The organism is Streptomyces sp. NPDC048278 (assembly GCF_040652195.1).
Lineage (GTDB): Bacteria > Actinomycetota > Actinomycetes > Streptomycetales > Streptomycetaceae > Streptomyces.
The window spans coordinates 51,637-78,283 of the sequence record NZ_JBEZLP010000034.1; the positions used below are offsets into that span (position 1 = coordinate 51,637).

Consider the following 26,647-nt stretch of genomic DNA (forward strand, 5'->3'; position numbering starts at 1 on the left):
GGATCTCGCGCGGCCTTGGCTCCGACGGGCGTGCCGGATGCGGGAAGTCGAACGGCAGTGAGGTCTCCGGTGCCGGTGCGGCGAACCGTTCCCGCCAGTACTCCTCCGTGGATGCCGTCCGCGCCGTCGAAGTCGTCGAAGCCTCCGAAGCCTTCGAAGTCGATGCCGCAGAAGAAGGTGCGGAAGAACGCCTGTTGCCCGACACAGCTGTCCGTGCCTCCCCATAGGTGTGGAACGGCTCAGCGGAGCCGCGACCGCTCGCATAGTAAGGTAAGGATTGCCTAACTCAACAGGGGCAATGTGACTTCAGCGGCCCAAGTCACAGCCGCTGAGGTTATGCTCACCTAACCTGCTCTCAGGACTGTTCGCGGACCACCGGACAACGGCATGGAGACCGGCAAGTGGCTTCAGGCAGAAGGCTTCGCACCACGGTGCTGGTGACGGTGATCGTCGCGCTCCTGGTCCTCCTGTCCCTGCTCTCCGTGGCACTGGGCGCGTTGAGCGTCCCCCTCGACCAGGTGGTGCGCTCGGTCCTCGGGCACCCGCCGAGCCGGCTGGTCGACAACGTGATCTGGTCGGTGCGCATCCCCCGGACGCTGCTCGGCCTCACCACGGGCGCCGCGCTCGGCCTGTCCGGCGCCCTGATGCAGGCCCTGACCCGCAACCCCCTCGCGGACCCCGGCATCCTCGGGGTCAGCGCGGGCGCGTCCTTCGCGATCGTCGTGTCGGTCGCGGTGCTCGGAGTCGGATCGCTCTACGGCTACGTGTGGTTCGCGTTCGCCGGGGCGCTCGCCGCGAGCGTCCTCGTCTTCTTCCTCGGACGGCTCGGTCGCTCCGGGGCGACCCCGGTGAAGCTGGCGCTCGCCGGAGTGGCCGTCACCTCGCTGCTGTCGTCGCTGACCAGCGCCGTGGTGCTCACCGACCAGGACGCCCTGGACCGTTACCGCTACTGGTCCGCCGGCACCCTGGCCGACCAGAACTCCGGCGACCTGATGCGCATCCTGCCGTTCCTCGCCGTGGGCGCCGTACTCGCGCTGTCCTGCGCGCCCGCCCTCAACAGCCTCGCGCTCGGCGACGACGTGGCCGCCTCGCTGGGACGGCGGCTGGGTCTGGTACGGCTCCAGGGAGTGACCGCGATCGTGCTGCTGACCGGCGCGTCGGTCGCCGTCATCGGACCGGTGGTCTTCCTCGGCCTGGTCGTCCCGCACATCGCCCGGCTGCTCGCCCAGTTCGCCGGCATCGGTCCCGACCACCGCTGGCTGCTGCCGCTGTCCGCCGCGCTGGCCCCGGTGCTGCTCCTGTCCGCCGACATCGTGGGCCGGATGGTGGCCCGGCCCACCGAGATCCAGGCCGGGGTCCTCGTCGCCTTCCTCGGCGGCCCGTTCTTCATCGCCCTGGTCCGCCGCCGGAAACTCGCGGAGGTGTGAGCGTGCCCGCACGACCCACTCTCTCTCCTGAACCTGCCCCTGCTCCCGCTGCCGCCCGGCCCGCGTTGCGCGACCGGCCGTTCCGGCTCGCCGCTCCCCCGGTCTCCGGCATGCTGCGGCCACGCCTGGTGCTGACCGGTGTGCTCGTCGGCGTGGGCGCGTTCGCGCTGTTCTGCTGGGGCCTGGCCCTCGGCGACTACCCGGTGAGCCTGCCCGACGTCGTCAAGGCCCTGTTCGGGGTGGGCGACCCCGGGACGCTCGTCGTCGTACGGGACCTGCGGCTGCCCCGCGCCCTCACCGGGCTCCTGGTCGGCATCGCCTTCGGGGTCTCCGGGGCGGTGTTCCAGACGATGACCCGCAACCCGCTGGCCAGCCCCGACATGATCGGGCTGACCGAGGGCGCCGGCACCGCGGTGGTCGCGGCGGTGGTGCTCGGCTGGGCCGGCGGACTCGGGCTGTCCACGGTCGGGCTGCTCGGCGCCCTGGCGACCGCGTTGCTCGTGTACGCGCTGGCCTGGAAGGGCGGGGCCACCGGCTACCGCATCATCCTCGTCGGCATCGGCGTCTCCTGGATCTGCACCAGCGCCACCGACTTCCTGGTGGCACGGGGCAACCGGTTCCAGGCCGAGGAGGCGCTCGGCTGGCTGGTCGGCAACCTCAACGGCCGCACCTGGGGCCAGGTGGACTCGCTGGCCGTCGCCCTGGCCGTGCTGCTGCCGGTCACCCTGGGCCTGGGCCGCTGGATGCGCACGCTCCAGCTCGGCGACGACGTGGCCGCCGGGCTCGGCACCCCCGTCCAGCCGGTCCGGCTGGCGCTGCTGCTGACCGGGGTCGGCCTGGTCGCCTTCGGCACGGCGGCGGCCGGACCGGTGGCCTTCGTGGCCCTGGCCTGCCCGCAGATCGCCCTGCGGCTGGCCGGCACCTCGGCACCGCCCCCGCTCGTCTCCGGTCTCACCGGCGCGTTCGTCGTCCTCGGCGCCGATCTCCTCGCCCGCGAGGCGGTCCCCGGGACGGAACTGCCGGTCGGGGTCGTCACCGGCGCCCTGGGCGCGCCGGTCCTGCTGTGGCTGCTCGTCCGCGCCAACCGCGCGGGATCTGGAGGCTGATCCCATGTCGACCACCGCCCCGCGTACCCCGGGCTCCCCCGAACAGCGCGCCACCGGACCCGAGTTGCGGGCCCGGGGCCTCCATCTCGCCTACGACGGACGGACGGTGGTGGCCGACCTCGACCTCACCGTGCCCACCGGCCGGATCACGGCCATCGTCGGCGCCAACGCCTGTGGCAAGTCGACCCTGTTGCGCGCCCTCGCCCGGCTGCTGGCCCCGCGCGAGGGCGTCGTCGAGCTGGACGGCACCGCCCTGCGCTCCATACCGACCCGCGAACTCGCCCGCACCCTCGGCATCCTGCCGCAGACACCGGTGGCGCCGGAGGGGCTGACCGTGGCCGACCTGGTCAACCGCGGGCGCTCGCCGCACCAGACCTGGTGGCGGCAGTGGTCGGCGGCGGACGAGGAGGCCGTTCGGGCCGCGCTGGCGGCGACCGGCCTGACCGAGCTCGCGGACCGGCCGGTGGACGAGCTCTCCGGCGGCCAGCGGCAGCGCGCGTGGATCGCCATGGCCGTCGCCCAGGGCACCCCGGTCCTGCTCCTGGACGAGCCGACGACCTATCTCGACCTCGCCCACCAGATCGACGTACTCGACCTGATCACCGACCTCAACCGGCGCGAGGGCCGCACGGTGGTGATGGTGCTGCACGACCTCAACCAGGCCTGCCGGTACGCCGACCACGTCATCGCCATGAAGTCCGGCCGCATCGTCGCCCAGGGCACACCGGCCGAGGTGGTCACCGAGGCGACCGTCGAGGACGTCTTCGACCTGCGCTGCCGGATCACCCCCGACCCGGTCAGCGGCACCCCGATGGTCATCCCGCTCGGCCGCCACCACCACGCCGACGCCCACGCCCACGCCCACGCCCACGACGACGCCCACGACGACGGGATCCACGACGCCGGAGTTCGCGACGCCGGAGCCCGCGGCAACGGCACCCGCGACGCCGAGGGCGCGGTCCCGACCCCGGCCGCCGTCGACTGAACCGGCGGGCGGGGGGCTTCTCCAGCCGTCGGAACCGCGCCCGGCACCGCGCCCGGCGACGGGCCCGCCCTCAGGGACGGGACGTCAGATAGCCCCCCATGGTGCGGAAGTAGTCCGCCGCCGCGTACTCCGTGCCGTCGTCCGTCCGTACCCGCCGGACCAGCAGCCCCCGGCAGCGCCCGGTGTGGGCGTCGGCGCCCGCCACGACGACCACGCCGTCGCCCTCGCGGATGAAGATCCGGCCCGGGGTGCCGCCGTAACGCCCCTCGGAGACGGCGGCGGAGACGATCCTGAGCCGCTCGCCGCGGTGGAACGCGTAGGCGTTGGGGTACGGGTCGGACTGGGCCCGCACCAGCCGCTCCAGGCGCTCCGCCGGCCAGCTCCAGTCGATGCGGCTGTCCTCCAGGGACCGCTTGTGGAAGAAGCTGGCGCGCGTGCGGTCCTGCGGCACCCACTGGCCGGCGTCGCGGCCGGCGGCGATCAGGTCGAGGGACTCGCGCACGATGGGCGCGATCAGGTCGACCGTGCGGCGGAAGAGGTCGGTGGCGGTGTCGGTCGGCCCGACCGGCACCGAGCGCTGCACCAGGACGTCCCCTGCGTCGAGTTCGGCGTTCATGCGGTGCGCGGTCACCCCGACCCGCTCCTCGCCGTTGATCAGCGCCCAGATGATCGGCGAGAACCCGGCGTAGGCAGGCAGCAGCGAGTCGTGGATGTTGAGGGTGCCGTGCGGCGGCAGGTCGAACAACTCGGGGGGCAGCCAGGTCCGCCAGTTGTTGGCGACGATGATGTCCGGCCTCGACTCCCGCACCGCGTCGAGGAGTTCGGCGTCGTCGGGCCGGTTGCGCAGCAGCACCGGGACCTGGTGCTTCTCGGCCAGCTCGGCGACGTTGTCGTCCCAGATCTTCTCGTAGGCGTGCTCGCTCCTCGGATGGGTGACGACGAGGACCACCTCGTGATCGGAGTCCAGCAGCGCCTGCAGCGTGCGGTGACCCCAGGTCTGGTAGCCGAGCATGACGACCCGCATGACGGACCTTCCCTTCAGAGACTCCATTGCTAGGTAAGCCTTACCTTATCTAGCATGGGTCTGCCTGAGGGAGGCGATGCAAAGGTGAAATCACCGGTCATGGGTTCCGACGTCGTCCACGACATCATCGGAATCGGATTCGGCCCGTCAAATCTCGCTCTGTCCATAGCGGTTGAGGAGCACAACACGGGTCTGGCGGCGGACAGCCGCCTCAACGCCCTGTTCCTGGAACGGCAGCCGCGGTTCGGCTGGCACCGGGGCATGCTGATCGACGACGCCACGATGCAGGTCTCCTTCCTCAAGGACCTCGTCACCCTGCGCAACCCGACCAGCGACTACAGCTTCCTCTGCTTCCTGCGCGAACAGGGCAGACTGATCGACTTCCTGAACCAGAAGACGCTCTTCCCGCTGCGGATGGAGTTCCACGAGTACTTCGAGTGGGCGGCGGCCCGGGTCGCGCACCTGGTGTCGTACGGCAGCGAGGTGGTCGCGGTGGACCCGGTGCGCGACGACGACGGCGGGGTGGCGTTCTTCGACGTCACCTGCCGGGACGCGGCCCGTCCGGGGACGACCGTGACCCACCGCACTCGCAACATCAGCGTGGCGATGGGACTTGAGCCGCATGTGCCGCCGGGTCTTGAGCTCGCCGAACGGGTCTGGCACAACAGCGAGTTGATTCCGCGCGCCGAGCAACTGGCGGCGACGGGCGCGCCGGTGCGGCGGGCGGTCGTGCTCGGTGCCGGGCAGAGCGCCGCCGAGACGGTGGACTACCTGCACCGCACGTTCCCGGACGCCGAGGTCTGCTCGGTCTTCGCCAAGTACGGCTACACGCCCGCGGACGACAGCCCGTTCGCCAACCGGATCTTCGACCCGGAGGCGGTGGACGTCTACTTCTCCGCGCCGTCCGCGGTCAAGCAGTCCCTGCTGGACTACCACCGCTCCACCAACTACTCGGTCGTCGACATGGATCTGATCGAGTCGCTGTACGCCACCACGTACCGGGAGAAGGTGGCCGGCCGGGAGCGGCTGCGCTTCCTCAACGTCTCCCGTGTCCGCGAGGTCGCGGGCGGGCCGGACGGCGGTCTCGACGTCACCGTCGAGTTCCTGCCCACCGGCGAACAGCAGACGCTGCCCGCCGACGTCCTGGTGCTCGCCACCGGCTACCGGCCCCGGGACCTGACCGCGCTCATGGGCGACGCGGCCAAGCTGTGCCTCAAGGACGACGGCGACGCGATCCGGGTCGGCCGGGACCACCGCGTGGAGACGGTGCCGGAGGTCACGGCCGGCATCTACCTCCAGGGCGGGACCGAGCACACCCACGGGCTCACCAGCACCCTGCTGTCGACCGTGGCGGTCCGCGCGCAGGAGATCCACGGGTCCCTGGTGGCCGACCGGGCGACGGCGGCCTGACCCGCACCGCCACTCCGCCACCCCGCACCACCCCGCACTCCCGTGGCCCGGACGGTACGGTCCCGTCCGGGCCACGGGGCCCGTCCGTCCGGCGGGCGGTGTCAGCAGGGGCCGTGGGTCCAGCGGCCGGCCGTCATCGTGGCGTGCACCGGCATCGCACGCAGGGCGTCCGGGCCGGCCGTCAGCGGATCCACGTCCACGACCACCAGGTCCGCGGGGTCCCCGACCCTGACGAGCCGGCGCCCGCGGGCCGCCGCGGCCAGCGCGTCCCGCACCGGCAGCCGCTGTTCCGGGTGCCAGGCGGGGCGGTCGTCGTCGGTACGGGTGACGGCCGACGCGACGGCGAGCCAGGGGTCCAGCGGCGAGACGGGGGCGTCCGAGCCGAACTCCAGCCGTGCCCCGGCGGCCAGCAGGTCGGCGTAGGCGAAGGCGCGTGCGGTGCGTCCGGCCCAGTACCGGTCCGCGACGTCGCGGTCGTCCGTCGCGTGCCGGGGCTGCACCCCCGCCGTGACGTCCAGTTCCGCGAAGCGCGGCAGGTCCTCGGGGCTGAGCAGCTGCGCGTGCTCGATCCGGCCGCGGCAGCGCACGGCCTCGAAGGCGTCCAGGGCCACGGTGTTGGCCCGGTCGCCGATGGCGTGCACCGCAGGTTCGATGCCGTGCGCGGCGGCCCGGCGCATGAGCCGTACCAGCTCGTCCGGTGCCGTCTGCTCGATGCCGTGCGCGCCGTCCGTGTTCTCGAGCCCCGGGTAGGGGTCGCGGCACAGCGCGGTACGGGTGTTGAGCGAGCCGTCCGTGAAGAGCTTGAGCGGGCCGACCCGCACCAGGCCGTCGGCCGCGCCGGTGCCGGAGCCGATCGCCGAGCCGGTGCGCAGCCCGCGCGCCACGGCCGCGTCCAGGTGGCTCGGGTAGACGGCGGCGGACACCCGCACGGCCGGCGGGGCCTGTGCCGAGCGCCGTTCCCAGGCGCCCACGGTGTCGCCGTACTGGAAGTCGATGACCCCGGTGACCCCGCGTGCGGCGGCGGCCCGGCAGGCGTCGGCGACCCAGTCGTCCAGGGTCTCGGCCGGCACCTCGGGCAGGGCCGCGAGCACCTCGTGTCCCTCCGCCTCCCGGATCAGTCCGGTCGGGTGGTCGCCGCGGCCGACCAGTGCCAGGCAGGCGGAGTTCAGCCACACGGCGTGCAGGTCGGCGCTGACCAGGACGACCGGGCGGTCCGGCAGGGCCGCGTCGAGGAGGCGCCGGTCCGGGGCGTCGGGCCAGAGCCCGTCCCGGAAGCCGTATCCGAACAGGACCGTTCCGGCGCCGGGTGCCGTACGGCCGTGGGCGCGCACCCGGTCGGCGACCTCGCGTGCGGAGGCGGTTCCGGAGAGGTCGAGCCGGCGGCGCGCGCTCGCCCACTCGGCGAGGTGGACATGGGCGTCCCACAGTCCGGGCAGCAGGACCCGCCCGTCCAGGTCGACGACCCGCTCGTCCGCGGCAGGTCCCGCGGGTCCGGCGGGCCGCACGGCCTCCTGCCCCGGGACCACATGCGTGACCCTGCCGCCCGCCACCCGCACACCGGCCAACGGGCCGCCCGCCCCCAGCCGTACCCGGGCGAGCGTCACCGCGGCCGACCGGCGCGGGGTGGTCGCGAAGTCCGTCATCGAGCCTCCCTCCGTGGCGGCAGACCCGCCCTCGACAGCGAAAAGAAGATGAACTTAGGCTTACCTTACCCATCACGGATCCGCCGCGGTCGCCCCCTTCCGCGCACGGCCCGCCGTCTCGGGAGGCGGGCCGGTGCGGGCCGTCCACCCGGCGCGTCAGACGGCCGTACGGCCACCGTCGACCGGCAGGACCGCGCCCTGGACGTAGCTCGCCGCGTCGCTCACCAGGTAGGCGATCGCCTCGGCGACCTCGCGCGCCTCACCGGGCCGGCCGGCGGGCGCCTGTGCGGCCAGGGCGGCCAGGTCGTCACCCATGCCGGCCGTGCCCTCGGTGCGGATGGGACCGGGCTCCACGGCGTTGACCCGCACCCCTCGCGGGCCGAACTCGGCGGCCCACGCCTTGGTCAGCAGGTTGACCGCCGCCTTGCTCGACCCGTACAGCGCCATCCCCGCGATGCCGTACTCGGCGGCGACGGTGCTGACGTTGACGATGGCGCCCCGGCCGCGTTCGGCCATGGCCGGGGCGAGCTCGCCCACCAGGCGGAACGGCGCCTTCACATTCAGGTCGTAGACGCTGTCCACCTGGTCGGCGGGCGTCTGCGCGGTCGGTCCGAACGGGTAGATCCCGGCGTTGTTGACAAGGATGTCGACACGGCCGCCGCCCAGCGCGGTGGCCTCGCGGGCCAGGCGCCGCACCGAGTCGGCGTCCCTCAGGTCGGCCGCCAGGAAGTCGGCCTTGCCGCCGCGCTCCCGGACGCCCGCGACCACCCGCTCACCACGGTCCGCGTCGCGGCCCGCGACCAGGACGTGCGCGCCGCGCTCGGCGAGCAGCGTCGCGGTCGCGGCGCCGATACCACTGGTCGCGCCGGTCAGCAGGGCCACGCGTCCGGTCAGGTCAGCAGAACTCACGAGGTGTCCTTAGGGTATGGAAAGTGGGGCAAATCCATCGTCCCGCCGCCTGCTCCGTGCGGCGACGGGAGTCCACGGCAGCAGCGGTGTTCCTCGGATTCGGCGCTCCTCGTCAGCGGATCCGACGACCTTCACGAGCGCCCCGTGCACCGGCCGGTGCGGGGCGGGGCGGGGCGGCGGCCGGAGGACGCGCTGGTGGCGGCCCTTCACCGGGCGCCCGGCCGCACCGCGATCAACTGCACACGTCCCGCGCTTACATGACCCGTACGGCTCGGGGCCCCGGCGGCCCGGAGCGGTGCGGACCGGCACCGATCGTCAGGTGAGGCAGCTATGAGCGAACCGAACGCAGCACCGCACGAAGCACCCGGCGCGGCAGCGGACGCGACCGGGGCGAGCAGCACGTACGACGTGATCGTCGTGGGCGCGGGCCCGGTCGGGCAGAACGTCGCCGACCGGGCCCGGGCCGCCGGGCTCTCGGTGGCCGTCGTGGAGCGGGAACTCGTCGGCGGCGAGTGCTCCTACTGGGCCTGCGTCCCCAGCAAGGCGCTGCTGCGGCCGGTCCTCGCGGTCGCCGACGCCCGCCGCGTGGACGGCGCCCGGCAGGCCGTCACCGGACGGCTCGACGACGCCGCGGTCTTCGCCCGCCGCAACCGATACGTCACCGACTGGGACGACAGCGCGCAGGCACTGTGGGTGAAGTCCATCGGCGCCGACCTGTTCCGCGGCCAGGGCCGGCTCGACGGGCCGCGCCGGGTCACCGTCGGCCGGGACGACGGCACCCGGCAGACCCTCGTCGCCCGGCACGCGGTGGCCCTCGCCACCGGCAGCCGGCCCGCGCTGCCCGGCATCCCGGGCATCGAGGAGGCCCGGCCCTGGACGAACCGGCACGGCACCGACTCCAGCACCGTGCCCGGCCGGCTGGTCGTGGTCGGCGGCGGCGGGGTCGGCGTGGAGATGGCGACCCTGTGGCAGGGGCTCGGGTCGCAGGTCACGCTGCTCGTCCGGCGCCGGCTGCTGCCCCGCATGGAGGCCTTCGCCGGGGAGCTGGTCACCCAGGGGCTGACCGAGGCCGGCGCGGACGTGCGGACCGGCGTCCAGGTGACCGCGCTGCGCCGCCCGGAACCGGACGGGCCGGTGACGCTCACCCTCGACGACGGGAGCGAACTGGAGGCCGACGAGGTCCTGTTCGCCACCGGACGCACGCCCAACACGGACGACATCGGCCTGGAGACCGTGGGCCTGACCCCCGGCACCTGGCTGGACGTGGACACGACCTGCCTGGTCGACGGGGTCGACGGGGCATGGCTGTACGGCCTCGGCGACGTCAACCACCGCGCGCTCCTCACCCACCAGGGCAAGTACCAGGCCCGCACGGCCGGGGACGCCATCGGGGCGCGGGCCGCCGGGCAGCCGCTGGACGACGGGGAGTGGGGCGACCACGCCACGACCGCCGACCGGCATGCCGTGGCCCAGGTCTTCTTCACCGACCCGGAGGCGGGCGCGGTGGGCCTGACCGCCGAGCAGGCGACCGCCGCCGGGCACCGCGTCGAGACGGTCGACCTCGACCTCGACGCCGCCCAGGGCGCCAACCTGTACGCCGACGGCTACACCGGCCACGCCCGGCTCGTCGTGGACGTCGACCGGGACGTGCTGCTCGGGGTGACCATGGTCGGGTCCGGGGTCAGCGAGCTGCTGCACGCGGCCACGATCGCGGTCGCCGGCGAGGTCCCGCTGAAACGCCTCCGGCACGCCGTCGCGCCGTTCCCCACGGTCAGCGAGATCTGGGTGTTCCTCGTCGCCGCGTACCGGCACCGGCGGGCGCAGCAGCAGGCGGACGCCGGCTGACACCCCGTCGGCCGTGACGGCCGCAGCGCCCGGTTCGTCAGCTGCGGAAGAGCTCGTTCAGGTCCGACTGGGAGATCTGGTCCCGGGCGTAGGTGAAGGTGCCGCGCTCGGCCAGCTCGCGGGCCGCGGCGAGCAGGTGTGCGTACATCGCCCGGGCGATGCTGCCGCCCACCGTGACCCGGCGCACGCCGAGTTCGCGGAGGTCGGCCAGGGACAGGGCGCCTCCGGTCAGGCCCATCACCACGTTCAGCGGGCCGTCGATCTCCCGCACCAGGCTGCCGATCGTCTTGGCGTCGGCCGCGCCCGGCACGAACGCGCAGTCGGCGCCCGCCGCCAGGTACGCGTTGGCCCGCCGGACCGCCTCGTCGAGCGGGCCGCCGGTGAGCAGCACGTCGGTCCGGCCGACCAGGACGAACGGCTCGCCGGCCGCGTCGATCGCCTCGCGCGCGGCGCGGATCCGGTCGGCCGCGAGCTCCGGCTCGTACAGCGGGCGGGAGCGGTCGCCCGTGAAGTCCTCGATGTTGCCGCCGGCGGCCCCGGCCGCGAGGGTCGTCGAGACCGTCTCGGCGACGGTCCCGGGCGCCTCGCCGAACCCGTCCTCCAGGTCCGCGCTCACCGGGATCCGGACCTCGGCGGCGATCTCACGGATCCGGCCCACCATGGTGGCGCGGTCGACCCGGCCGCCGCCGTAGTCGTGGTCCGCACGGCCCAGGGAGAAGGCGATGCCCGCGCTGGTGGTGGCCACGGCCGGGAAACCGGCCGACTCCAGGACGCGGGCGCTGCCCGCGTCCCAGGCGTTGGGGAGCAGGAAGCAGCCCTCCCGGTGCAACTCCACGAAGCGTGCGGCCCGTTCCCTGCGTTCAGTGTCCACGTCCGTCAGTGTGTCAGCCGGCACCGACAATCAGGCGTCAGCGGCTCCCCGAGATGTCCAGGGCGACGTCCGTGACCACGTCCCCCGGCCCGCCGACCAGCTTGCGACGCCCCGCCTCGACCAGGACGGTCGTACGACGACGGCGGCGGCGACCGCCATCGTGCCGAGCGCGCCGGTCGGGACGGTGTCACCGGCCCGCAGCGGGGGGGGTGGCAGCTGCATCGCGACCCCTGGCTTCGCCGGGTCCACGGCGGTCGCGGTGCTCTCGGTGGCGGTACCGTGCGACCGCTTCCGCCCTGCACAGCCGGCCCCGGCGGTGCGGACGGCGGCCCTGGGCCTCCCGGGCGCTGCGGAGCGGTGGCACCCCTGGGACGGGGACACGGCCCGTGCGTACGTCGTAAGGTGGCCCTCGCAGCTGGTTCGCCCTGTCAGCCGGACAGGGTGTCGCAAGAGGGAACCCGGTGGGAATCCGGGACTGCCCCGCAGCGGTGAGCGGGAACGACCGCCGTCATACGCACTGGATCCACCGGATCCGGGAAGCGACGGCCAGTAGGTGTCCTCCGGAGGAGGGCGTGCCCGCGAGTCCGAAGACCTGCCAACTGCCCGTGCGCGAACCACTCGTGCGCGGACATCCCGGTGACCTCGTGGGCGGGTCGGCGTGCATACCGAGCGGACGGCCACGGGCCGTCTCCGTCCGGTCCGTCACCCCTTCGCGCCCCCGTCCCGTCGCCGGGATCTCAGGGAATCGTCTCGCGAAGGAGATCTCCGTGACCACCGAGTCCGCAGCCGCGGCAGCCCGGGCCACCGTGTACGGCTACCCCCGCCAGGGGCCGGCCCGGGAACTGAAGAAGGCGACCGAGAGCTACTGGAAGGGCCGGCTCACCGCCGACGCCCTGCGGGCCTCCGCCGCCGAACTGCGCCGCTCCACCTGGCGGCAGCTGGCCGAGGCCGGCATCCACGAGGTGCCGACCGGCGACTTCTCGTACTACGACCACGTCCTCGACACCACCGTGATGGTCGGCGCCGTCCCCGAGCGGCACCGGGCCGCCGTCGACGCCGACGCGCTCGACGGCTACTTCGCCATGGCCCGCGGCACGCAGGACGTCGCGCCGCTGGAGATGACGAAGTGGTTCGACACCAACTACCACTACCTGGTGCCGGAGTTGGGTCCCGACACCGTCTTCGCCGCGGACTCCGCCAAGCAGGTGGGCGAACTGGCGGAGGCGCTGGCCCTCGGGCTCGCCGCCCGGCCGGTGCTGGTCGGCCCGGTCACCTATCTGCTGCTCGCCAAGCCGGCGCCGGGCGTGCCCACCGGCTTCGACCCGCTGACCCTCCTCGACCGGCTGCTCCCGGTCTACGCCGAGGTGCTCGCCGACCTGCGGGCGGCCGGCGCGGAGTGGGTGCAGCTCGACGAGCCCGCCCTGGTCCAGGACCGCACCCCGGCCGAACTCAACGCCGCCACCCGTGCCTACCGCGATCTCGGCGCCCTCGCCGACCGGCCGAAGCTCCTGGTCGCCTCCTACTTCGACCGGCTCGGCGAGGCCCTGCCGGTGCTGGCCAAGGCCCCGGTCGAGGGGCTCGCCCTCGACTTCACCGGGACCGGCGCCGCCAACCTGGACGACCTCGCGGCCGTCGGCGGGCTGCCCGGCAAGCGCCTGGTCGCCGGTGTGGTCAACGGCCGCAACATCTGGGTGAACGACCTGTCGGCGTCCCTCACCACCCTCGGCACCCTGCTGGGCCTCGCCGACCGGGTCGACGTCGCCGCGTCCTGCTCCCTCCTGCACGTCCCCCTCGACGCCGCCGCCGAGCGGGACATCGAGCCGCAGATCCTGCGCTGGCTGTCCTTCGCGAGGCAGAAGACGGCCGAGGTCGTCACCCTCGCCAAGGGCCTCGCCCAGGGCACCGACACCATCGCCGCCGAACTCGCCGCCAACCGCGCCGACCTGGTCTCCCGGGCGACTTCACCGATCACCCGTGACCCCGCCGTGCGCGCCCGCGCCGCGGCCGTCACCGAGTCCGACGCCCGCCGCTCGCAGCCGTACGCCGAACGCTCCGCCGCCCAACGCGCCCATCTGCGGCTGCCGTTGCTGCCCACGACGACCATCGGGTCGTTCCCGCAGACCGGCGAACTGCGCACCGCACGCGCCGACCTGCGCGCCGGACGCATCGACACGGCCGGGTACGAGGACCGGGTGCGGGCCGAGATCCAGGAGGTGGTCGCCTTCCAGGAGAAGGCGGGCCTGGACGTCCTGGTGCACGGCGAACCCGAACGCAACGACATGGTCCAGTACTTCGCCGAACAGCTCACCGGCTACCTCGCCACCCAGCACGGCTGGGTCCAGTCCTACGGCACCCGGTACGTACGCCCGCCGGTCCTGGCCGGCGACATCTCCCGTCCCGAGCCGATGACGGTGCGCTGGACGTCGTACGCCCAGTCCCTCACGGGCCGCCCGGTCAAGGGCATGCTCACCGGCCCCGTCACCATGCTCGCCTGGTCCTTCGTCCGCGACGACCAGCCCCTCGGCGACACCGCCCGGCAGGTCGCCCTCGCCCTGCGCGACGAGGTGAACGACCTGGAGACGGCCGGCACCTCCGTCATCCAGGTCGACGAACCCGCCCTCCGGGAGACCCTGCCGCTGCGGGCCGCCGACCGCCCCGCCTACCTCGCCTGGGCGACGGAGGCGTTCCGGCTCACCACCGCCTCGGTCCGTCCGGACACGCAGATCCACACCCACATGTGCTACGCCGAGTTCGGCGACATCGTCCAGGCCATCGACGACCTCGACGCCGACGTCATCAGCCTGGAGGCCGCGCGCTCCCACATGCAGGTCGCCCGCGAACTCGCCGCCCACGGCTACCCGCGCGAGGCCGGTCCCGGGGTCTACGACATCCACTCCCCCCGTGTACCGAGCCCGGCGGAGGCCGCCGCCCTGGTGCGGACCGGCCTGGCGGCCATCCCCGCCGACCGGCTCTGGGTCAACCCCGACTGCGGCCTCAAGACCCGCGCCTGGCCGGAGGTCCGCACCTCCCTGGAAAACCTGGTCGCGGCAGCACGAACGGTACGCGCAGAGCTGTAGCCGACCCCCGGCGCAAACGCCGGACGCAGGACCCTCAGTACGCCGTCCGGCACTCGCGGGTGCCGGACGGCGTACTGTCGTGCGCGGCCGGCGCCCGTCGTCGGCGAGCGCTGTTTCGTCCGAGGAGGAACGTACGCCCGTGACCTGCCGAGTCATCCTCATAGCCCCCGCCTTCACCCCCTCGCTGCGGCGGGCCCGTTTCTACGACGGTGACTCGATCGAGAAGCCCGAGGCGGTGGCGCTGTCCCTGCCGGCCGCCGGCGAGACGGTCAGCTCCCCCAGTGTGCGCTGCCGGGAGACGGCCGCCGCGCTGGGCCTCGGCGCCTCGGCGGAGCCCGAGTTGTCGGGCCTGGACGCGGGCCGCTGGCGGGGGCGGACGCTGGAGGAGGTCGGCACCGCCGAACCCGACGCGCTGCTCCAGTGGCTGACCGACCCGGGGGCCGCGCCCCACGGGGGCGAATCGGTACGGGAGTTGTGCGCACGGGTCGCCGGCTGGCTGGACCGGACGGGCCTGACCATCGGCAGGACGATCGCCGTGGTGGAGCCGGAGGTGGTGCGGGCCATGGTGCTGCACACGCTGGGGGCGCCCGAGGCCGCGTTCTGGCGGGTGGACGTACCGCCGCTGTCCGCGACGGAGATCACGGGCGGCCCCGGGCGCTGGAACCTGCGGCTCGGCCAGGTCGGAGGCTAGCCGGAGGCGGGGGGCCGGCGGAGGGCCGGCGGGGCGCCGGCGGGACGCCGGAAATGCGGTGGAGCGGTGCGCCCCGTCCTGCCTAGGGTCGCGCCATGACCTCCCGCACCTTCCGCGTCACCGTCCGCGGCGTCTTCGACGGCCTCGGCGCCGAGCAGCGCGCCGAACTCCTCTCCCGGGCCGCCGAGCACGACGTGCTGCGCGCGGCCTTCACGGCCGAGGGCCACCTCAGTTACGACATCGCCGCGCGTCCGGCCTTCACCTTCCGCTTCCAGGACACCGGGGAGGACGAGGAGGACATCCTGGAGGCGACCGAGCGCGCCGAGGAGGCGGCCAGGACGTGGCTGACCCGGCGCGGCTACGGCTACAAGAACCTCCGGTCCAGCGCGGAGGACCTCTCCCAGGCACCCCTCAGCAAGCGGCAGCGCCGGGCGGCTGCGCAGCGGCAGGACTGACGCCCGCTCTCGCGGAAACGGCCACGGCGGCCTGAAGTCGCCGTGGTTCAGGTCACGTCGGGATGTGGCCGGATTGTGGGGAGCCTGTGCCGCGGGCGTGGCATGCTCGGGGCCACACCGAGTTACTGGCCAGTTCTACTTGCCGGTAACCATGAGCGGTGTCTCTTCGTCACCCCCCACCCTCAGGACTGACCTTGCGCAGACGCACAAGGCTCGGGCATGCCCTCATGCCCGCCTTCGCCGTGACCGCCCTCCTCCTCGCCGCGGGCTGCTCCTCGCCGCAGCACCGGGCCTCCGCCGACGATCACGCCCGGGAGGCCGCCCAGGTCTCCGACGACTCCACCGCCGCCGCCCGCACGGACGGCAGGACGCTCGCCGTCGCCGCCGCACCGGCCACCGCCGCGACCACGGCCGCGGGCTCGGCGGGCGCGGGCCGCCCGGCCCACCGCACCACGCTCACCGTCGCCTCGTACGACAGCAGGACCCGACGTGCCGTCATAGCCCCGGCGGCGCAGGGGAACGCACCGGGCCACTCTCCTGGCCGTTCGCCCGGCGGTTCGGGGGACGAGACGAGCCCGGCCTCCCCGGCCGTCTCCCCCAGCCCCGCGGCATCGCCGTCGGCATCGGCATCGGCCGCCGCCCGGCAGGCCGCCGTCGGTGACGTCATCGCCAGTGCCCCCGCGCCCGGCGCCCCGGACGGGCTGCTCGCCAAGGTGACCAAGGTGCTCGGCGAGACCGACGCGGGCACCGAGGTGCAGACCGAGCCCGCGACCCTCGACGCCCTGCTCGGCGACGACACCGCCAAGGGCACCGTGCCCGTCGACCCGGCCGCCTTCGACGTCGACAAGCTGCTGCCCGACGTCAAGGTCTCCTGGTCCAAGGCAGGCGACGTGCACGTCGGCCCCGAGGGTGCCACCGTGCCGCTCGGCAGCCTCCGCCTGGACGTCAGCACCGAGGTGCCGGCCACCGTGGGCGGGTCGGCCTCCGCCGCGGCCTCGGTCTCCGGCTACGTCCAGGTCGCCCCGCAGGTCGACTTCGCCTACGGCGGCGCGGGCACCGGCACCGCGCCCGGCACCGCCTACCTCGGCGTCTCCGGCGACTGGGACTCCGGCTGGGCGGTCAAGGGGCGGGCCGGGGCCTCGGCCACCCCGCTGCGCATCCCGTTCGCCAAGCTGCACGCCGACCCGGTCCTCCAGGTCGGCGCGGTCCCCGTCGTCGTCAACCTCGACCTGACCTGCTACCTCCAGGTGAGCGGCGACGGGAAGATCACGGTCGACGTGGAGCAGAACGTGAAGGGCGACTTCAAGGCGGGCGGCACCTTCGGCACCGCCCAGGGCTGGACGCCGGTGAGCAGCTCGACCATGGCGAGCACGCCGGTGCACACCGCGGTGACCACGTCGGGCAGCGTCCGCACCACGCTGGGCGCCGAGGCCTCCGTCGGCCTCTACGGCACCGTGGGCGTCACCGCCGACCTGGCGCCGTACCTGCGCGGCGAGGCCACCGGCACGGTCACCGCCACCTCCGCCACCCCGGGCGCGGACGCCCAGGGAACCTGGAACCTCTACGGCGGTGTCGACCTCTCCGGCACCCTCCGCCTCCAGCTGTCGGTCTTCGGCACACCGGTGCTGGAGCGGAGCATCCCGCTGGGCACCCTGCACCGCGAGTGGAAGCTGGCGGGCGGCACCCTCTGACCCCGGGTCAGGCCGCGCCACCCGGTATCCAGCCCTGGCGGCGCAGCACCGCCGAGACGTCCGGCGCCCGGTAGTGCTCCCCCTTGAGCACCTTGCCGTCGGCCCGGCGGGCCACCTGCCCGTCGGGCCCCAGCTTGCTCATGTTGGACCGGTGGATCTCGGCGAGCACCGCGTCGAGGTCGATCCCGTGCACCAGCGCGGTGCCGTACGCCACGTACACCACGTCCGCCAGCTCGTGCGCGAGCCGGTCGAGGGGTCCGTCGACCGCGACCTCGGCGACCTCCGCGGCCTCCTCGGCGAGCAGCTCTCCCCGGTGCGCGGCCAGTTCGGGCGACACCTCGGTCGGCGTGGTGCGGGTGTCCAGGCCGAAGGCGTGGTGGAACTCCCGGACGAGGCGGGCGGGCGAGGTACCGGTCGGGGTACCGGGGACGGAACTGGTCATGCGAACGACTCTAACGGCCGCCACCGACAGTCCCGGTCCGCCGCCGTGCCCCCGGCCCCGCCCGGGCCCCCGAACCCCGCCCTGGTCAGGACGGTGACCGGCTGGCAGGATCGCGCGCATGTCCAAGCTGCTCCCCCGTATCGGCAGACGCCGCGCCCTCCAGTGCGCGACCGCCGGCGTCGTCGCGTTCGGCCTGCTGCTGTGGTGGCTGCTGCCGCTCGGCGAGAAGCCGCCGACCGGCACGATCGTCTTCAGCACCGGGACGCTGCGCGGCGTCTACCAGGAGTACGGCGAGCGGCTCCGCACCGAGCTGCGCAAGGACATGCCGGGCCTGAAGGTGCAGCTGGTGCAGAGCAACGGGTCGTACGAGAACGTTCGGCGGCTGGCGACCGGCCACGCCGACTTCACCATCGCGGCGGCCGACGCGGTGGAGACGTACGAGCTGAACGACGGCCCGGACGCGGGGCTGCTGCGCGGGGTGGCGCGGCTCTACGACGACTACGTCCAGCTCGTCGTGCCCCGCGACTCGGGCATCACCGACGTGGCGCAGCTGCGGCACAGGCGGGTGGCGGTCGGGCTGCCCAACTCGGGGGTGCGGCTGATCGCCGACCGGGTGCTCAGGGCCGCCGGGGTGGATCCGGCGAAGGACATCACACCGGTGTCCGAGGGGATAGACACCGGCCCGGACCAGCTGCGGCGCGGCAAGATCGACGCGTTCTTCTGGTCGGGCGGGCTGCCGACCAAGGGGCTGCTGGACCTGGCGAAGAAGTTCAGCTTCACGTTCGTCCCGATCGACGGAAGCCTCGTCGCCAAGCTGCACACCGAGGGCGCGGCCTCGCTCTACTACCGGGCGACCAACATGCCGGAGTCGGCGTACCCGTCCGTGCAGCAGGGCACGACGGTGCCCACGATCGCGGTGTCCAACGTCCTGATGACCCGCAAGGACGTCGACCCGCGCCTCACCGAGTGGGTGACCCGCACGGTCATCAAGAGCCGCGACGACATCGGCAACCACGTCCACTCGGCCCAACTCGTCGACCTGCGCACCGCGATCTACACGGACCCGCTACCGCTCCAGGAGGGCGCGCGACGCTACTACCGCTCGGTGAAGCCATGAAGGACCCCGCTTGAAACGCCCTTGGCTGAAGCGCCCCGCCAGGGGCGCTGGGGGTACCCCCGGCCGAAGGCTGGGGGAGGAACTGCGCGACAAGCCCTCACCCACCCCGCGGCACCGACACGGTCACCCGCAACCCCCGCGGCTCATGGTGCTCGTACTCGATCGCACCCCCACCCGCCGCCAGCAACGCCCGCGTGATCGACAGCCCCAGCCCCGACCCCTTCACGTTCTGATGCCGTCCGCTGCGCCAGAACCGGTCCCCCACGCGCGCGAGTTCCTCGTCCGTCAGCCCCGGTCCGGAGTCGGTCACCACGACCGTGGCAACGTCTCCGCCGGCGGCCACGGTCACCTCGACCAGGCCGCCCTCCGGCGAGAACTTCACCGCGTTGTCGATCACCGCGTCCAGCGCGCTGGACAGCGTGACCGGGTCGGCCCACCCGGTGGCCGGCGGGCAGTCGCCGGTCAGCCGGACCCCCTTCGCCGCGGCGGCCGGCGCCCACGCGGCGACCCGCTCCTCGGCCAGCCGCCCGAGGTCGGTCGGCATCAGGTCCGCCTCGGCGTGCTCGGCCAGCGCCAGGTCGAGCAGGTCGTCGAGAACCTGTGCGAGCCGCTTGCCCTCGGTGCGGACCGAGGCGATCTCCTCGTTGTCCTCGGGGAGTTCGAGGGCGAGCAGTTCGATGCGCAGCAGCAGCGCGGAGAGGGGGTTGCGCAGCTGGTGGGAGGCGTCGGCGACGAAGGCCCGCTGCTGCTCCAGCACGTCCTCGACGTTGTCCGCCATCTCGTTGAACGCCCGGGCCAGCCGTCTGAGTTCCGGCGGGCCGCCGGCCGCCGCGACCCGGGACTTGAGCCGGCCGCTGGCGATCGCGTGCGTGGTGGCGTCGAGCACCCGTACCGGCCGCAGCACCCACCCGGTCAGCCGCAGCGCCGCGCCGAGGGCGAGCAGCATCGCCGCGCACTCACCGGCGCCGATCACCAGCCAGGCGCGCACGGTGCGGGAACGCATCGGGCCGGTGGGCGAGTCGGTGACCACCACGGCGACGACGTCGCCGTCCCGGATCACCGGTGAGGCCACCACCAGCCGGCTGCGCTGCCACGGCCACACCTGCGCGGGGTCGTGGCTGCGGCGGCTGAGCAGGGCCTCGTCGAAGGCCTCCCGGACCTCGCCGGTCGTCGGCAGCACCCAGTCGTCGGGCGCGTTGGCCATGGAGGAGGCGTTCCGGTAGAAGACGCCCGCGCGGATGCCGTAGACGCCGTAGTAGCTGGCGAGTTCGCGGCGCAGGGTCTCCAGACGGTCGTCCGTGCGGACGGGGCGCGCGGTGGTGGGTGTGTCGGTCACGAACTGGGCGAGAGCCGCGAACCGCGCGGTGTCGTCGATACGGTCCACGACGACCTTCTGCTGCTGCGCGGAGGCCGTGCTGACGGCGAGCGGCACGCCGAGCGCGAGCAGCACGGCCGCCATCAGGACGATGAGCAGCGGAAGGAGTCGTGTGCGCACCCGTCCCCGCTACGCGGCCGGGGCGACGAGCCGGTAGCCCACGCCGCGTACGGTCTCGATGAGCGCGGGCATGCGCAGCTTGGCGCGCAGGGAGGCGACGTGCACCTCCAGGGTGCGGCCGGTCCCCTCCCAGCTGGTCTGCCAGACCTCGCTGATGATCTGCTCCCGGCGGAAGACCACACCGGGCCGCTGCGCGAGCAGCGCGAGCAGGTCGAACTCCTTGCGGGTGAGCTGGACGACCTTGCCGTCCACGCTGACCTGACGGGTGGGCAGTTCGATGCGGACGGCGCCGAGCCGCAGCGCGCTGTCGCCGTCGGCGCCGGCCTGGCCGTCCTCGTGATGGGTGCGCCGGCTGACGGCGTGGATGCGGGCGAGCAGTTCCCCGGTGTCGTACGGCTTCACCACGTAGTCGTCGGCGCCCAGGTTGAGGCCGTGGATGCGGGAGCGTACGTCGGAGCGGGCCGTGACCATGATGACCGGGGTGCTGGTGCGCTTGCGGATCTTGGCGCAGACCTCGTAGCCGTCCTGGTCGGGCAGGCCGAGGTCGAGGAGGACGACGTCGTAGCCGTCGCTCTCGGGGACGAGGGCGCGGAGCGCCTCCTCGCCGCTGCGGGCGTGGGTGACGGAGAACCCGTGCCGGGCCAGGACCGCGGAGAGTGCGGCGGCGACATGGTTGTCGTCCTCGACGAGCAGCAGTCTCATCCCGGCCCCCTCCGGTTCAGCGGTCGTACGGTCGTGGTTCGCCGTCGGCTTGTCCGCGGAAAACCCGCGCGTTGTAGAAATCGCGCACGCGCGCGTGCACGAGGAGCAGTCACGCTGATGGACGCCGACGGCGTCAAGTGGGTTCCGGTGGCGGGCGGGTTCCGTTACGCGGCCGATACCCGGGCGGCCGTCGGCACTACGGCACGTGTCCGCCTGCGACCGGATCGTGATGCTCAGATCTCCCTCAGATGTAATGACGCTGGTCATTCGCCGTTACTACATTCCTGCGCAACCGAGGAGGACGGAGCCCGAAAGCGATGACCGAAGTATCGGTGGCCAAGCAGGACGTGGCCGCGACCGGCGACCTGGTTGTCCTGAAGAATGTCAACAAGCACTTCGGCGCGTTGCACGTGCTCCAGGACATCGACCTGACGATCGCCCGCGGTGAGGTCGTCGTGGTGATCGGGCCCTCCGGGTCCGGCAAGTCCACGCTGTGCCGCACCGTCAACCGCCTGGAGACCGTCGACTCCGGAACGATCACCATCGACGGCAGGCCGCTGCCCCAGGAAGGCAAGGAACTGGCCCGGCTGCGCGCCGACGTCGGCATGGTCTTCCAGTCCTTCAACCTCTTCGCACACAAGACGGTGCTGGAGAACGTGATGCTGGGGCAGGTCAAGGTCCGCAAGACGGACCGCAAGCAGGCCGAGGAGAAGGCCCGCACCCTGCTCGACCGGGTCGGCGTGGGCACCCAGGCCGACAAGTACCCGGCACAGCTCTCCGGCGGCCAGCAGCAGCGCGTCGCCATCGCGCGGGCGCTGGCCATGGGCCCGAAGGTCATGCTCTTCGACGAGCCGACCTCGGCCCTCGACCCCGAGATGATCAACGAGGTCCTGGAGGTCATGCAGCAGCTGGCCAGGGACGGCATGACGATGATCGTCGTCACCCACGAGATGGGCTTCGCCCGCTCGGCCGCGAACCGGGTGGTCTTCATGGCCGACGGCCGGATCGTCGAACAGGCCACCCCGGACCGGTTCTTCAGCAACCCGAGCAGCGACCGGGCCAAGGACTTCCTGTCGAAGATCCTGCACCACTGAGGCACGGCAGGCCCCGCTTCTTTTCACAGACGTCCCCACAGACGTCCCCACAGACGTCCCCGCTGACGCCCGCACAGCCGTCCGCACAGCCGCCCGCACAGCCGTCTCCGCAGCCGTTTCCACAGCCGTCTTCACCAGAACGAGGGATGTTCATCATGCAGCTCCGCAAGGTCACCGCCGCTTCGGCCGCCGTGCTCGCGCTCGCCCTGTCCGCCACGGCGTGCGGCAGCGGCGACAAGGACGACAGCGGTTCCTCGGGCGGCGACAAGATCAAGGTCGGCATCAAGTTCGACCAGCCCGGTCTCGGCCTCCAGGAGCCCGACGGCTCCTTCTCGGGCTTCGACGTCGACGTGGCCACCTATGTCGCCGGCCAGCTCGGTTACAAGCCGAACCAGATCGAGTTCGTGCAGACCAAGAGCGCCGACCGGGAGAACGCCCTGGCGCGCGGCGACGTGAAGTTCATCGCGGCCACCTACTCGATCACCGACGAGCGCAAGGCGAAGGTGGACTTCGCCGGCCCGTACCTGCTGGCCCACCAGGACCTGCTGGTCAAGAAGGACTCGACCATCGCCAAGGGCGAGGACCTCAACGGCAAGAAGCTGTGTTCCGTGACGGGTTCGACCTCGGCGCAGAACATCCAGCAGACGATCGCCCCGAAGGCCAACCTCAAGGAGGTCGGCACCTACTCGGAGTGCATCGCCGGCCTGCAGAGCGGCTCCGTCGACGCGGTGACCACGGACGACTCGATCCTCGCGGGCTTCGCCGCGCAGGACAAGTACAAGGGCCAGTTCAAGCTCGCCGGCCTGAAGCTGAGCAACGAGAACTACGGCATCGGCGTCAAGAAGGGCGACTCCGCCACCGTCGACAAGATCAACAAGGCGCTGGAGAAGATGGTCGGCGACGGTTCCTGGGACAAGGCCGTCACCAAGAACTTCGGCCCGGCCGACTACAAGAACGAGCCCGCCCCGAAGATCGGCGCGATCGTCAAGTAAGGCTTCGCGCACAGCGGAACCCGCCCCCGCACGGGTCGCGGGGATCCGCCGACGCAGGGACCCGGCAGCCCATCGCGCGGTTCCTCGCGCGCGCCGCCGCCACCGCTTCCCCGGCGGCGGCGCGCCATGCCCTCCACGTACGCCACACACCCGGAAGCGCGGGAGATCGTGTTCGACTTTCTTCAAGGCTACGACGTCCTAGGGGCGTTCTGGACGACGGTGGAACTGACCGTCCTCTCCGCCGTCGGCTCCCTGGTCTGGGGCACCCTGCTGGCCGCGATGCGGGTCAGTCCGGTCCCGCTGATGCGCGGATTCGGCACCGCCTACGTCAACATCGTCCGGAACATCCCCCTGACCGTCATCATCATCTTCACCTCGCTCGGCCTCGCCGACATCTTCGGCATGACGCTGGGCGCCTCCGACTTCAAGGTCCAGGGCTTCCGCCTCGCGGTGCTCGGCCTGACCGCCTACACCGCGGCCTTCGTCTGCGAGGCGATCCGCTCGGGCATCAACACCGTGCCCGTCGGGCAGGCCGAGGCGGCCCGCGCGATCGGGCTGAACTTCTCGCAGAGCCTGCGGCTGATCGTGCTCCCACAGGCCTTCCGCGCGGTGATCGGCCCGCTGGCCAACGTTCTGATCGCGCTCACGAAGAACACCACGGTGGCCGCCGCGATCGGCGTCGCCGAGGCCGCCGCCCTGATGAAGACGATGATCGAGAACGAGGCCCAGACGCTGGCCATCGGCGCGGTCTTCGCCTTCGGCTTCGTGGTCCTGACCCTCCCGACCGGCCTGTTCCTCGGCTGGCTCGCCAAGCGCCTGGCGGTGAAGCGATGAGCTCCGTCCTGTACGACACCCCCGGGCCCCGCGCCAAGCGGCGCAACGTGGTCCTCTCCGTCGCCTTCGTGCTGCTCCTCGCCCTCGCGGTCTGGTGGGTCTGGCAGAAGATGGACGACAAGGGCCAGCTCAAGTGGGACCTGTGGCAGCCGTTCACCACCTCCGAGGCATGGTCCACGTACCTGCTGCCGGGCCTCGGCAACACGCTCAAGGCCGCGGCGCTCGCCATGGTCATCGCCCTCCCGCTGGGCGCGGTCTTCGGCATCGCCCGCATGTCCGACCACGCCTGGGTGCGGATACCGGCCGCCTGGATCGTGGAGTTCTTCCGCGCGATCCCGGTCCTGCTGCTGATGCTGTTCGCCAACGAGTTCTACGTCCGCTCCACCGACGTCGGCAGCGACGAACGGCCGCTGTACGCCGTCGTCACCGGCCTGGTGCTCTACAACGCCTCGGTGCTCGCCGAGGTGGTGCGGGCCGGCATCCTCGCACTCCCCAAGGGGCAGACGGAGGCGGCGTACGCGATCGGGCTGCGCAAGGGGCAGACGATGACCGGCATTTTGCTGCCGCAGGCGGTCACCGTGATGCTGCCGGCCATCGTCAGCCAGCTCGTGGTGGTCGTGAAGGACACCGCGCTGGGCGGCGTGATGCTCCAGTTCACGGAACTGCTCACGGCGCGCGGCACGCTGGCCGCCAACTACGCCAACGTCATCCCGAGCTTCGTCGTCGTCGGCGTCGTCTTCATCGTGCTGAACCTCGCGCTCACCACGTTCGCCTCCTGGCTGGAGAAGCGGCTGCGGCGCAGCAGGCGCGGCACCGGCGCGGTGCTGGGCCCCGAGGACGTCCAGGACCTGAACGCCGCCGAAGTGGCCGGCTCGTACGGCACGGGAGCGTCCGTCTGACCCAAAGTCAACACGTGCACCGGGTACGGAGGCGGTGGCCGCACGGCCGCCGCCTCCGCCGTCTTCCGGCGCACCGACGGGGTCCGCGCGCCCGCCATGCTGACGTGTCCCCGGGTGCGCCGCTTGACCGGGTGGCGCCCAGTCTGTTGCATACGTTCTGTGATCGTGCACCCTGCTCCACCCACTTGTTCATCGATGTCCGTCGGGACTTGCGTACGGGCAGGGGGCGCCGCGCCGTGGACCCGGTGATCATCGTCGGAGCGGGGCCCGTCGGGCTCACGCTCGCCCTGGCGCTGGCCCGCCAGGAGGTGCCCTCCGTCGTCCTGGACGAGGGTCCGGGCAAGGACGAGCCGCGCCCGGCGCGCACGGTGGTGCTCCGCGAGGACACCGCCGCCCTGGTGACGCGCCTGTCCGGCGCCCCGCTGGAGGAACTGGGCACCCGCTGGACCGGCTGGCGGTCGATGCGGCGCCGCCAGGTGCTGCGCGAGGTCGTCTTCGACGACACCGGCGAGCCGTCCCCGCTGCACCTCGCCCAGCACGTGCTGACCGACGCCCTGCGCGCCGCGATCGCCGACGAACCGCTGGTCAGGATCGCCACCGATAGCCGCCTGGACGCCGTCGAACAGGAGCGCTCCGGAGTCACCGCGCACACCCGCGGCCCCAAGGCCACCTGGTGGCGCGGCAGTTACCTGGTGGGCTGCGACGGACCCCGCTCGACCGTGCGCAAGCTCCTGGACATCCGCTTCCCGGGCCGCACCGCGGTGGAACGGCACGCGGTCGCCGCACTGCGCACGGAACTTCCCTGGCCCGGTCAGGCGTTGCTCCATCGGACCCCGCCGTGGCGGACGTCCGGGCCCTCGGCCGCGGAGGTGACCGCCCGCCCCCTCCCGGACGGCGTGTGGCGCCTGGACTGGCTGCTGCCGCCCGGCAAGGACCTGGTCACGCCCGAGCTGCTCGTGGCCCGGATCCGCGAGACCCTCGCGGGCTGGACGGGCGGCACCACACCGCCGTACGACCTGCTCGACACCGGCGTCCACACCGTGCACCACCGCCTCGCCCGCAGGTGGCGGGTGGGCCGGGTGTTCGTCGCCGGGGACGCCGCGCACCTGCTCGGCGCGCTCGGGACACACGGCCTGGACGAGGGACTGCGGGACGTGGACAACCTCGCCTGGAAGCTGGCCCCGGCCTGGCACCACGGCCCGCACGAGGCGCTCCTCGACAGCTACCAGACGGAGCGACGCGCGGTGGTCGCCGCCCGGCTGCGCGCCGCCGACCAGGTGCTGCCGGTGCTGCGCGGTGGTGGCGGGCTGCGCGGGTTCGTCCCGGGCGCGTCCCGGGGGCACGACGCACTCCTCACGGAAGGCCACCTGGGGCACGGTCCGCTCGGCGCGCCGGGGGCGTACGCCGACTCGCCCCTCGCCCCCCGGCACCTGGAGCACGAGATCCCGGTCGACACCCCGCCGGGGACACCGGTCGCCGACGTCCGAGTCACCGCGGAGGACGGCACCTTCGTGCAGCTGCGCTCCCGCCTCGGCCGCGGCGCGCTGCTCGTCGTCCTCATCGCCCCCGGTACCGGCGTCTGGGACCGCAAGCACTGGGTCTCCGCCGGGATCATGCCCCGGCTCGCGGCGGCCGTGACCGCGCTGCCGCACCCCGCCGAGCTGCTGGTCGCCGAGGCCTACCCGGGCGCCCCGGCGCACGCGGTGCTGCTCGTGCGCCCCGACGGCCATCTGGTCACCGCCCTCAACGGCGTCCGCCCGGCCGACCTGTACGCGGCGGCCGAGGCCACGCTGGGCGGCAAGGACCAGGAGGCGGCCGAGCAGGCGGAGCAGCGGGCGGAGGCGGAGGCACCGGCCGGTTCCCCCGTGCGGTGACCGGGCCGTCCACATTCTGACGGTGAGTTGACCGGCCCGCACCGGCGTGGTGTACTCCGCATCG

The 26,647-nt window shown here is 73.1% G+C and carries 23 protein-coding genes, 1 pseudogene and 1 riboswitch; of the genes and pseudogenes, 16 read left to right on the forward strand and 8 right to left on the reverse strand.

Annotated features, from left to right (window positions below; all coding sequences use genetic code 11):
- Window positions 1-401 precede the first annotated feature (401 nt).
- From AB0D74_RS39660 to AB0D74_RS39670, 3 genes are all read left to right on the forward strand, one after another.
- Window positions 402-1,427: an iron ABC transporter permease gene (locus tag AB0D74_RS39660; protein ID WP_362598157.1), complete on the forward strand. Its 1,026-nt coding sequence runs from the start codon at window positions 402-404 to the stop codon at window positions 1,425-1,427.
- A 110-nt stretch (window positions 1,428-1,537) separates the two neighbouring features.
- Window positions 1,538-2,533: an iron chelate uptake ABC transporter family permease subunit gene (locus AB0D74_RS39665; protein ID WP_362598299.1), complete on the forward strand. Its 996-nt coding sequence runs from the start codon at window positions 1,538-1,540 to the stop codon at window positions 2,531-2,533.
- A 4-nt stretch (window positions 2,534-2,537) separates the two neighbouring features.
- The gene (locus tag AB0D74_RS39670; protein ID WP_362598160.1) at window positions 2,538-3,518 is read left to right on the forward strand and encodes an ABC transporter ATP-binding protein; all 981 of its coding nucleotides are present in this window, start codon (window positions 2,538-2,540) and stop codon (window positions 3,516-3,518) included.
- Between the two features lie 70 nt (window positions 3,519-3,588).
- Here AB0D74_RS39670 and AB0D74_RS39675 read toward each other — a convergent pair whose 3' ends face one another.
- A complete protein-coding gene (locus tag AB0D74_RS39675) occupies window positions 3,589-4,542 on the reverse strand; it encodes a methionyl-tRNA formyltransferase (RefSeq protein WP_362598163.1) in 954 nt (317 codons plus the stop codon).
- A gap of 84 nt (window positions 4,543-4,626) precedes the next feature.
- On the opposite strand from AB0D74_RS39675, the gene AB0D74_RS39680 reads away from it, so the two are divergent.
- Window positions 4,627-5,952 carry a lysine N(6)-hydroxylase/L-ornithine N(5)-oxygenase family protein gene (locus tag AB0D74_RS39680; protein WP_362598166.1) on the forward strand — a complete coding sequence of 442 codons (1,326 nt, stop codon included), beginning with the start codon at window positions 4,627-4,629 and terminating at the stop codon, window positions 5,950-5,952.
- Between the two features lie 101 nt (window positions 5,953-6,053).
- On the opposite strand, the gene AB0D74_RS39685 is transcribed toward AB0D74_RS39680, so the two are convergent.
- Entirely contained in the window at window positions 6,054-7,595 is a 1,542-nt protein-coding gene (locus tag AB0D74_RS39685) for an amidohydrolase (RefSeq protein ID WP_362598168.1), read from the reverse strand.
- 156 nt (window positions 7,596-7,751) lie between these two features.
- The gene (locus tag AB0D74_RS39690) at window positions 7,752-8,504 is read right to left on the reverse strand and encodes an SDR family NAD(P)-dependent oxidoreductase (protein WP_362598171.1); all 753 of its coding nucleotides are present in this window, start codon (window positions 8,502-8,504) and stop codon (window positions 7,752-7,754) included.
- Between the two features lie 330 nt (window positions 8,505-8,834).
- Here AB0D74_RS39690 and AB0D74_RS39695 point away from each other — a divergent pair, with 330 nt between their 5' ends.
- The gene (locus AB0D74_RS39695) at window positions 8,835-10,349 is read left to right on the forward strand and encodes an NAD(P)/FAD-dependent oxidoreductase (RefSeq protein WP_362598174.1); all 1,515 of its coding nucleotides are present in this window, start codon (window positions 8,835-8,837) and stop codon (window positions 10,347-10,349) included.
- Window positions 10,350-10,386: 37 nt separating this feature from the next.
- Here the strand turns inward: AB0D74_RS39695 and AB0D74_RS39700 are convergent, their stop codons facing one another.
- Together AB0D74_RS39700 and AB0D74_RS39705 are read right to left on the reverse strand one after the other, a co-directional pair.
- On the reverse strand, window positions 10,387-11,220 hold the full coding sequence (locus AB0D74_RS39700; RefSeq protein WP_362598176.1) for an isocitrate lyase/phosphoenolpyruvate mutase family protein: 834 nt from the start codon (window positions 11,218-11,220) through the stop codon (window positions 10,387-10,389).
- A 37-nt stretch (window positions 11,221-11,257) separates the two neighbouring features.
- Window positions 11,258-11,344, reverse strand: coding sequence for a hypothetical protein (locus AB0D74_RS39705; RefSeq protein WP_362598302.1), 87 nt, complete (start codon window positions 11,342-11,344; stop codon window positions 11,258-11,260).
- Window positions 11,345-11,428: 84 nt separating this feature from the next.
- On the opposite strand from AB0D74_RS39705, the pseudogene AB0D74_RS39710 reads away from it, so the two are divergent.
- The 5 genes and pseudogenes from AB0D74_RS39710 to AB0D74_RS39730 all read left to right on the forward strand — a co-directional run.
- A pseudogene (locus AB0D74_RS39710) lies at window positions 11,429-11,560 on the forward strand (IclR family transcriptional regulator); the annotation flags it as partial.
- Between the two features lie 59 nt (window positions 11,561-11,619).
- Window positions 11,620-11,835: riboswitch (cobalamin riboswitch) on the forward strand.
- A 152-nt stretch (window positions 11,836-11,987) separates the two neighbouring features.
- A complete protein-coding gene (gene metE / locus AB0D74_RS39715) occupies window positions 11,988-14,297 on the forward strand; it encodes a 5-methyltetrahydropteroyltriglutamate--homocysteine S-methyltransferase (protein WP_362598179.1) in 2,310 nt (769 codons plus the stop codon).
- A 139-nt stretch (window positions 14,298-14,436) separates the two neighbouring features.
- Window positions 14,437-14,988, forward strand: a complete 552-nt coding sequence (locus AB0D74_RS39720; protein WP_362598182.1) for a histidine phosphatase family protein — start codon at window positions 14,437-14,439, stop codon at window positions 14,986-14,988.
- A 95-nt stretch (window positions 14,989-15,083) separates the two neighbouring features.
- On the forward strand, window positions 15,084-15,443 hold the full coding sequence (locus AB0D74_RS39725) for a DUF6204 family protein (RefSeq protein ID WP_362598185.1): 360 nt from the start codon (window positions 15,084-15,086) through the stop codon (window positions 15,441-15,443).
- Window positions 15,444-15,670: 227 nt separating this feature from the next.
- A complete protein-coding gene (locus AB0D74_RS39730) occupies window positions 15,671-17,134 on the forward strand; it encodes a hypothetical protein (RefSeq protein WP_362598304.1) in 1,464 nt (487 codons plus the stop codon).
- A gap of 7 nt (window positions 17,135-17,141) precedes the next feature.
- On the opposite strand, the gene AB0D74_RS39735 is transcribed toward AB0D74_RS39730, so the two are convergent.
- A complete protein-coding gene (locus AB0D74_RS39735; protein ID WP_362598188.1) occupies window positions 17,142-17,576 on the reverse strand; it encodes a MazG nucleotide pyrophosphohydrolase domain-containing protein in 435 nt (144 codons plus the stop codon).
- A 118-nt stretch (window positions 17,577-17,694) separates the two neighbouring features.
- Here AB0D74_RS39735 and AB0D74_RS39740 point away from each other — a divergent pair, with 118 nt between their 5' ends.
- Complete coding sequence (locus AB0D74_RS39740; protein ID WP_362598191.1) at window positions 17,695-18,693, forward strand: TAXI family TRAP transporter solute-binding subunit; 999 nt, start codon at window positions 17,695-17,697, stop codon at window positions 18,691-18,693.
- 97 nt (window positions 18,694-18,790) lie between these two features.
- On the opposite strand, the gene AB0D74_RS39745 is transcribed toward AB0D74_RS39740, so the two are convergent.
- Both AB0D74_RS39745 and AB0D74_RS39750 read right to left on the reverse strand, forming a co-directional pair.
- A complete protein-coding gene (locus AB0D74_RS39745) occupies window positions 18,791-20,188 on the reverse strand; it encodes a HAMP domain-containing sensor histidine kinase (protein WP_362598194.1) in 1,398 nt (465 codons plus the stop codon).
- A gap of 9 nt (window positions 20,189-20,197) precedes the next feature.
- Entirely contained in the window at window positions 20,198-20,890 is a 693-nt protein-coding gene (locus tag AB0D74_RS39750; RefSeq protein WP_362598197.1) for a response regulator transcription factor, read from the reverse strand.
- A gap of 317 nt (window positions 20,891-21,207) precedes the next feature.
- Between AB0D74_RS39750 and AB0D74_RS39755 the strand changes: the two genes are divergently transcribed.
- The 5 genes from AB0D74_RS39755 (at window position 21,208) to AB0D74_RS39775 (ending at window position 26,583) form a co-directional block, all read left to right on the forward strand.
- Window positions 21,208-21,984, forward strand: coding sequence for an amino acid ABC transporter ATP-binding protein (locus tag AB0D74_RS39755; protein ID WP_362598200.1), 777 nt, complete (start codon window positions 21,208-21,210; stop codon window positions 21,982-21,984).
- A 155-nt stretch (window positions 21,985-22,139) separates the two neighbouring features.
- Window positions 22,140-22,976 carry a glutamate ABC transporter substrate-binding protein gene (locus AB0D74_RS39760; RefSeq protein WP_362598203.1) on the forward strand — a complete coding sequence of 279 codons (837 nt, stop codon included), beginning with the start codon at window positions 22,140-22,142 and terminating at the stop codon, window positions 22,974-22,976.
- A 168-nt stretch (window positions 22,977-23,144) separates the two neighbouring features.
- A complete protein-coding gene (locus AB0D74_RS39765; protein WP_362598307.1) occupies window positions 23,145-23,810 on the forward strand; it encodes an amino acid ABC transporter permease in 666 nt (221 codons plus the stop codon).
- Window positions 23,807-24,709, forward strand: a complete 903-nt coding sequence (locus AB0D74_RS39770; protein ID WP_362598206.1) for an amino acid ABC transporter permease — start codon at window positions 23,807-23,809, stop codon at window positions 24,707-24,709. The genes AB0D74_RS39765 and AB0D74_RS39770 overlap by 4 nt, the downstream gene beginning before the upstream one ends.
- A gap of 236 nt (window positions 24,710-24,945) precedes the next feature.
- A complete protein-coding gene (locus AB0D74_RS39775; RefSeq protein WP_362598209.1) occupies window positions 24,946-26,583 on the forward strand; it encodes an FAD-dependent monooxygenase in 1,638 nt (545 codons plus the stop codon).
- Window positions 26,584-26,647 lie beyond the last annotated feature (64 nt).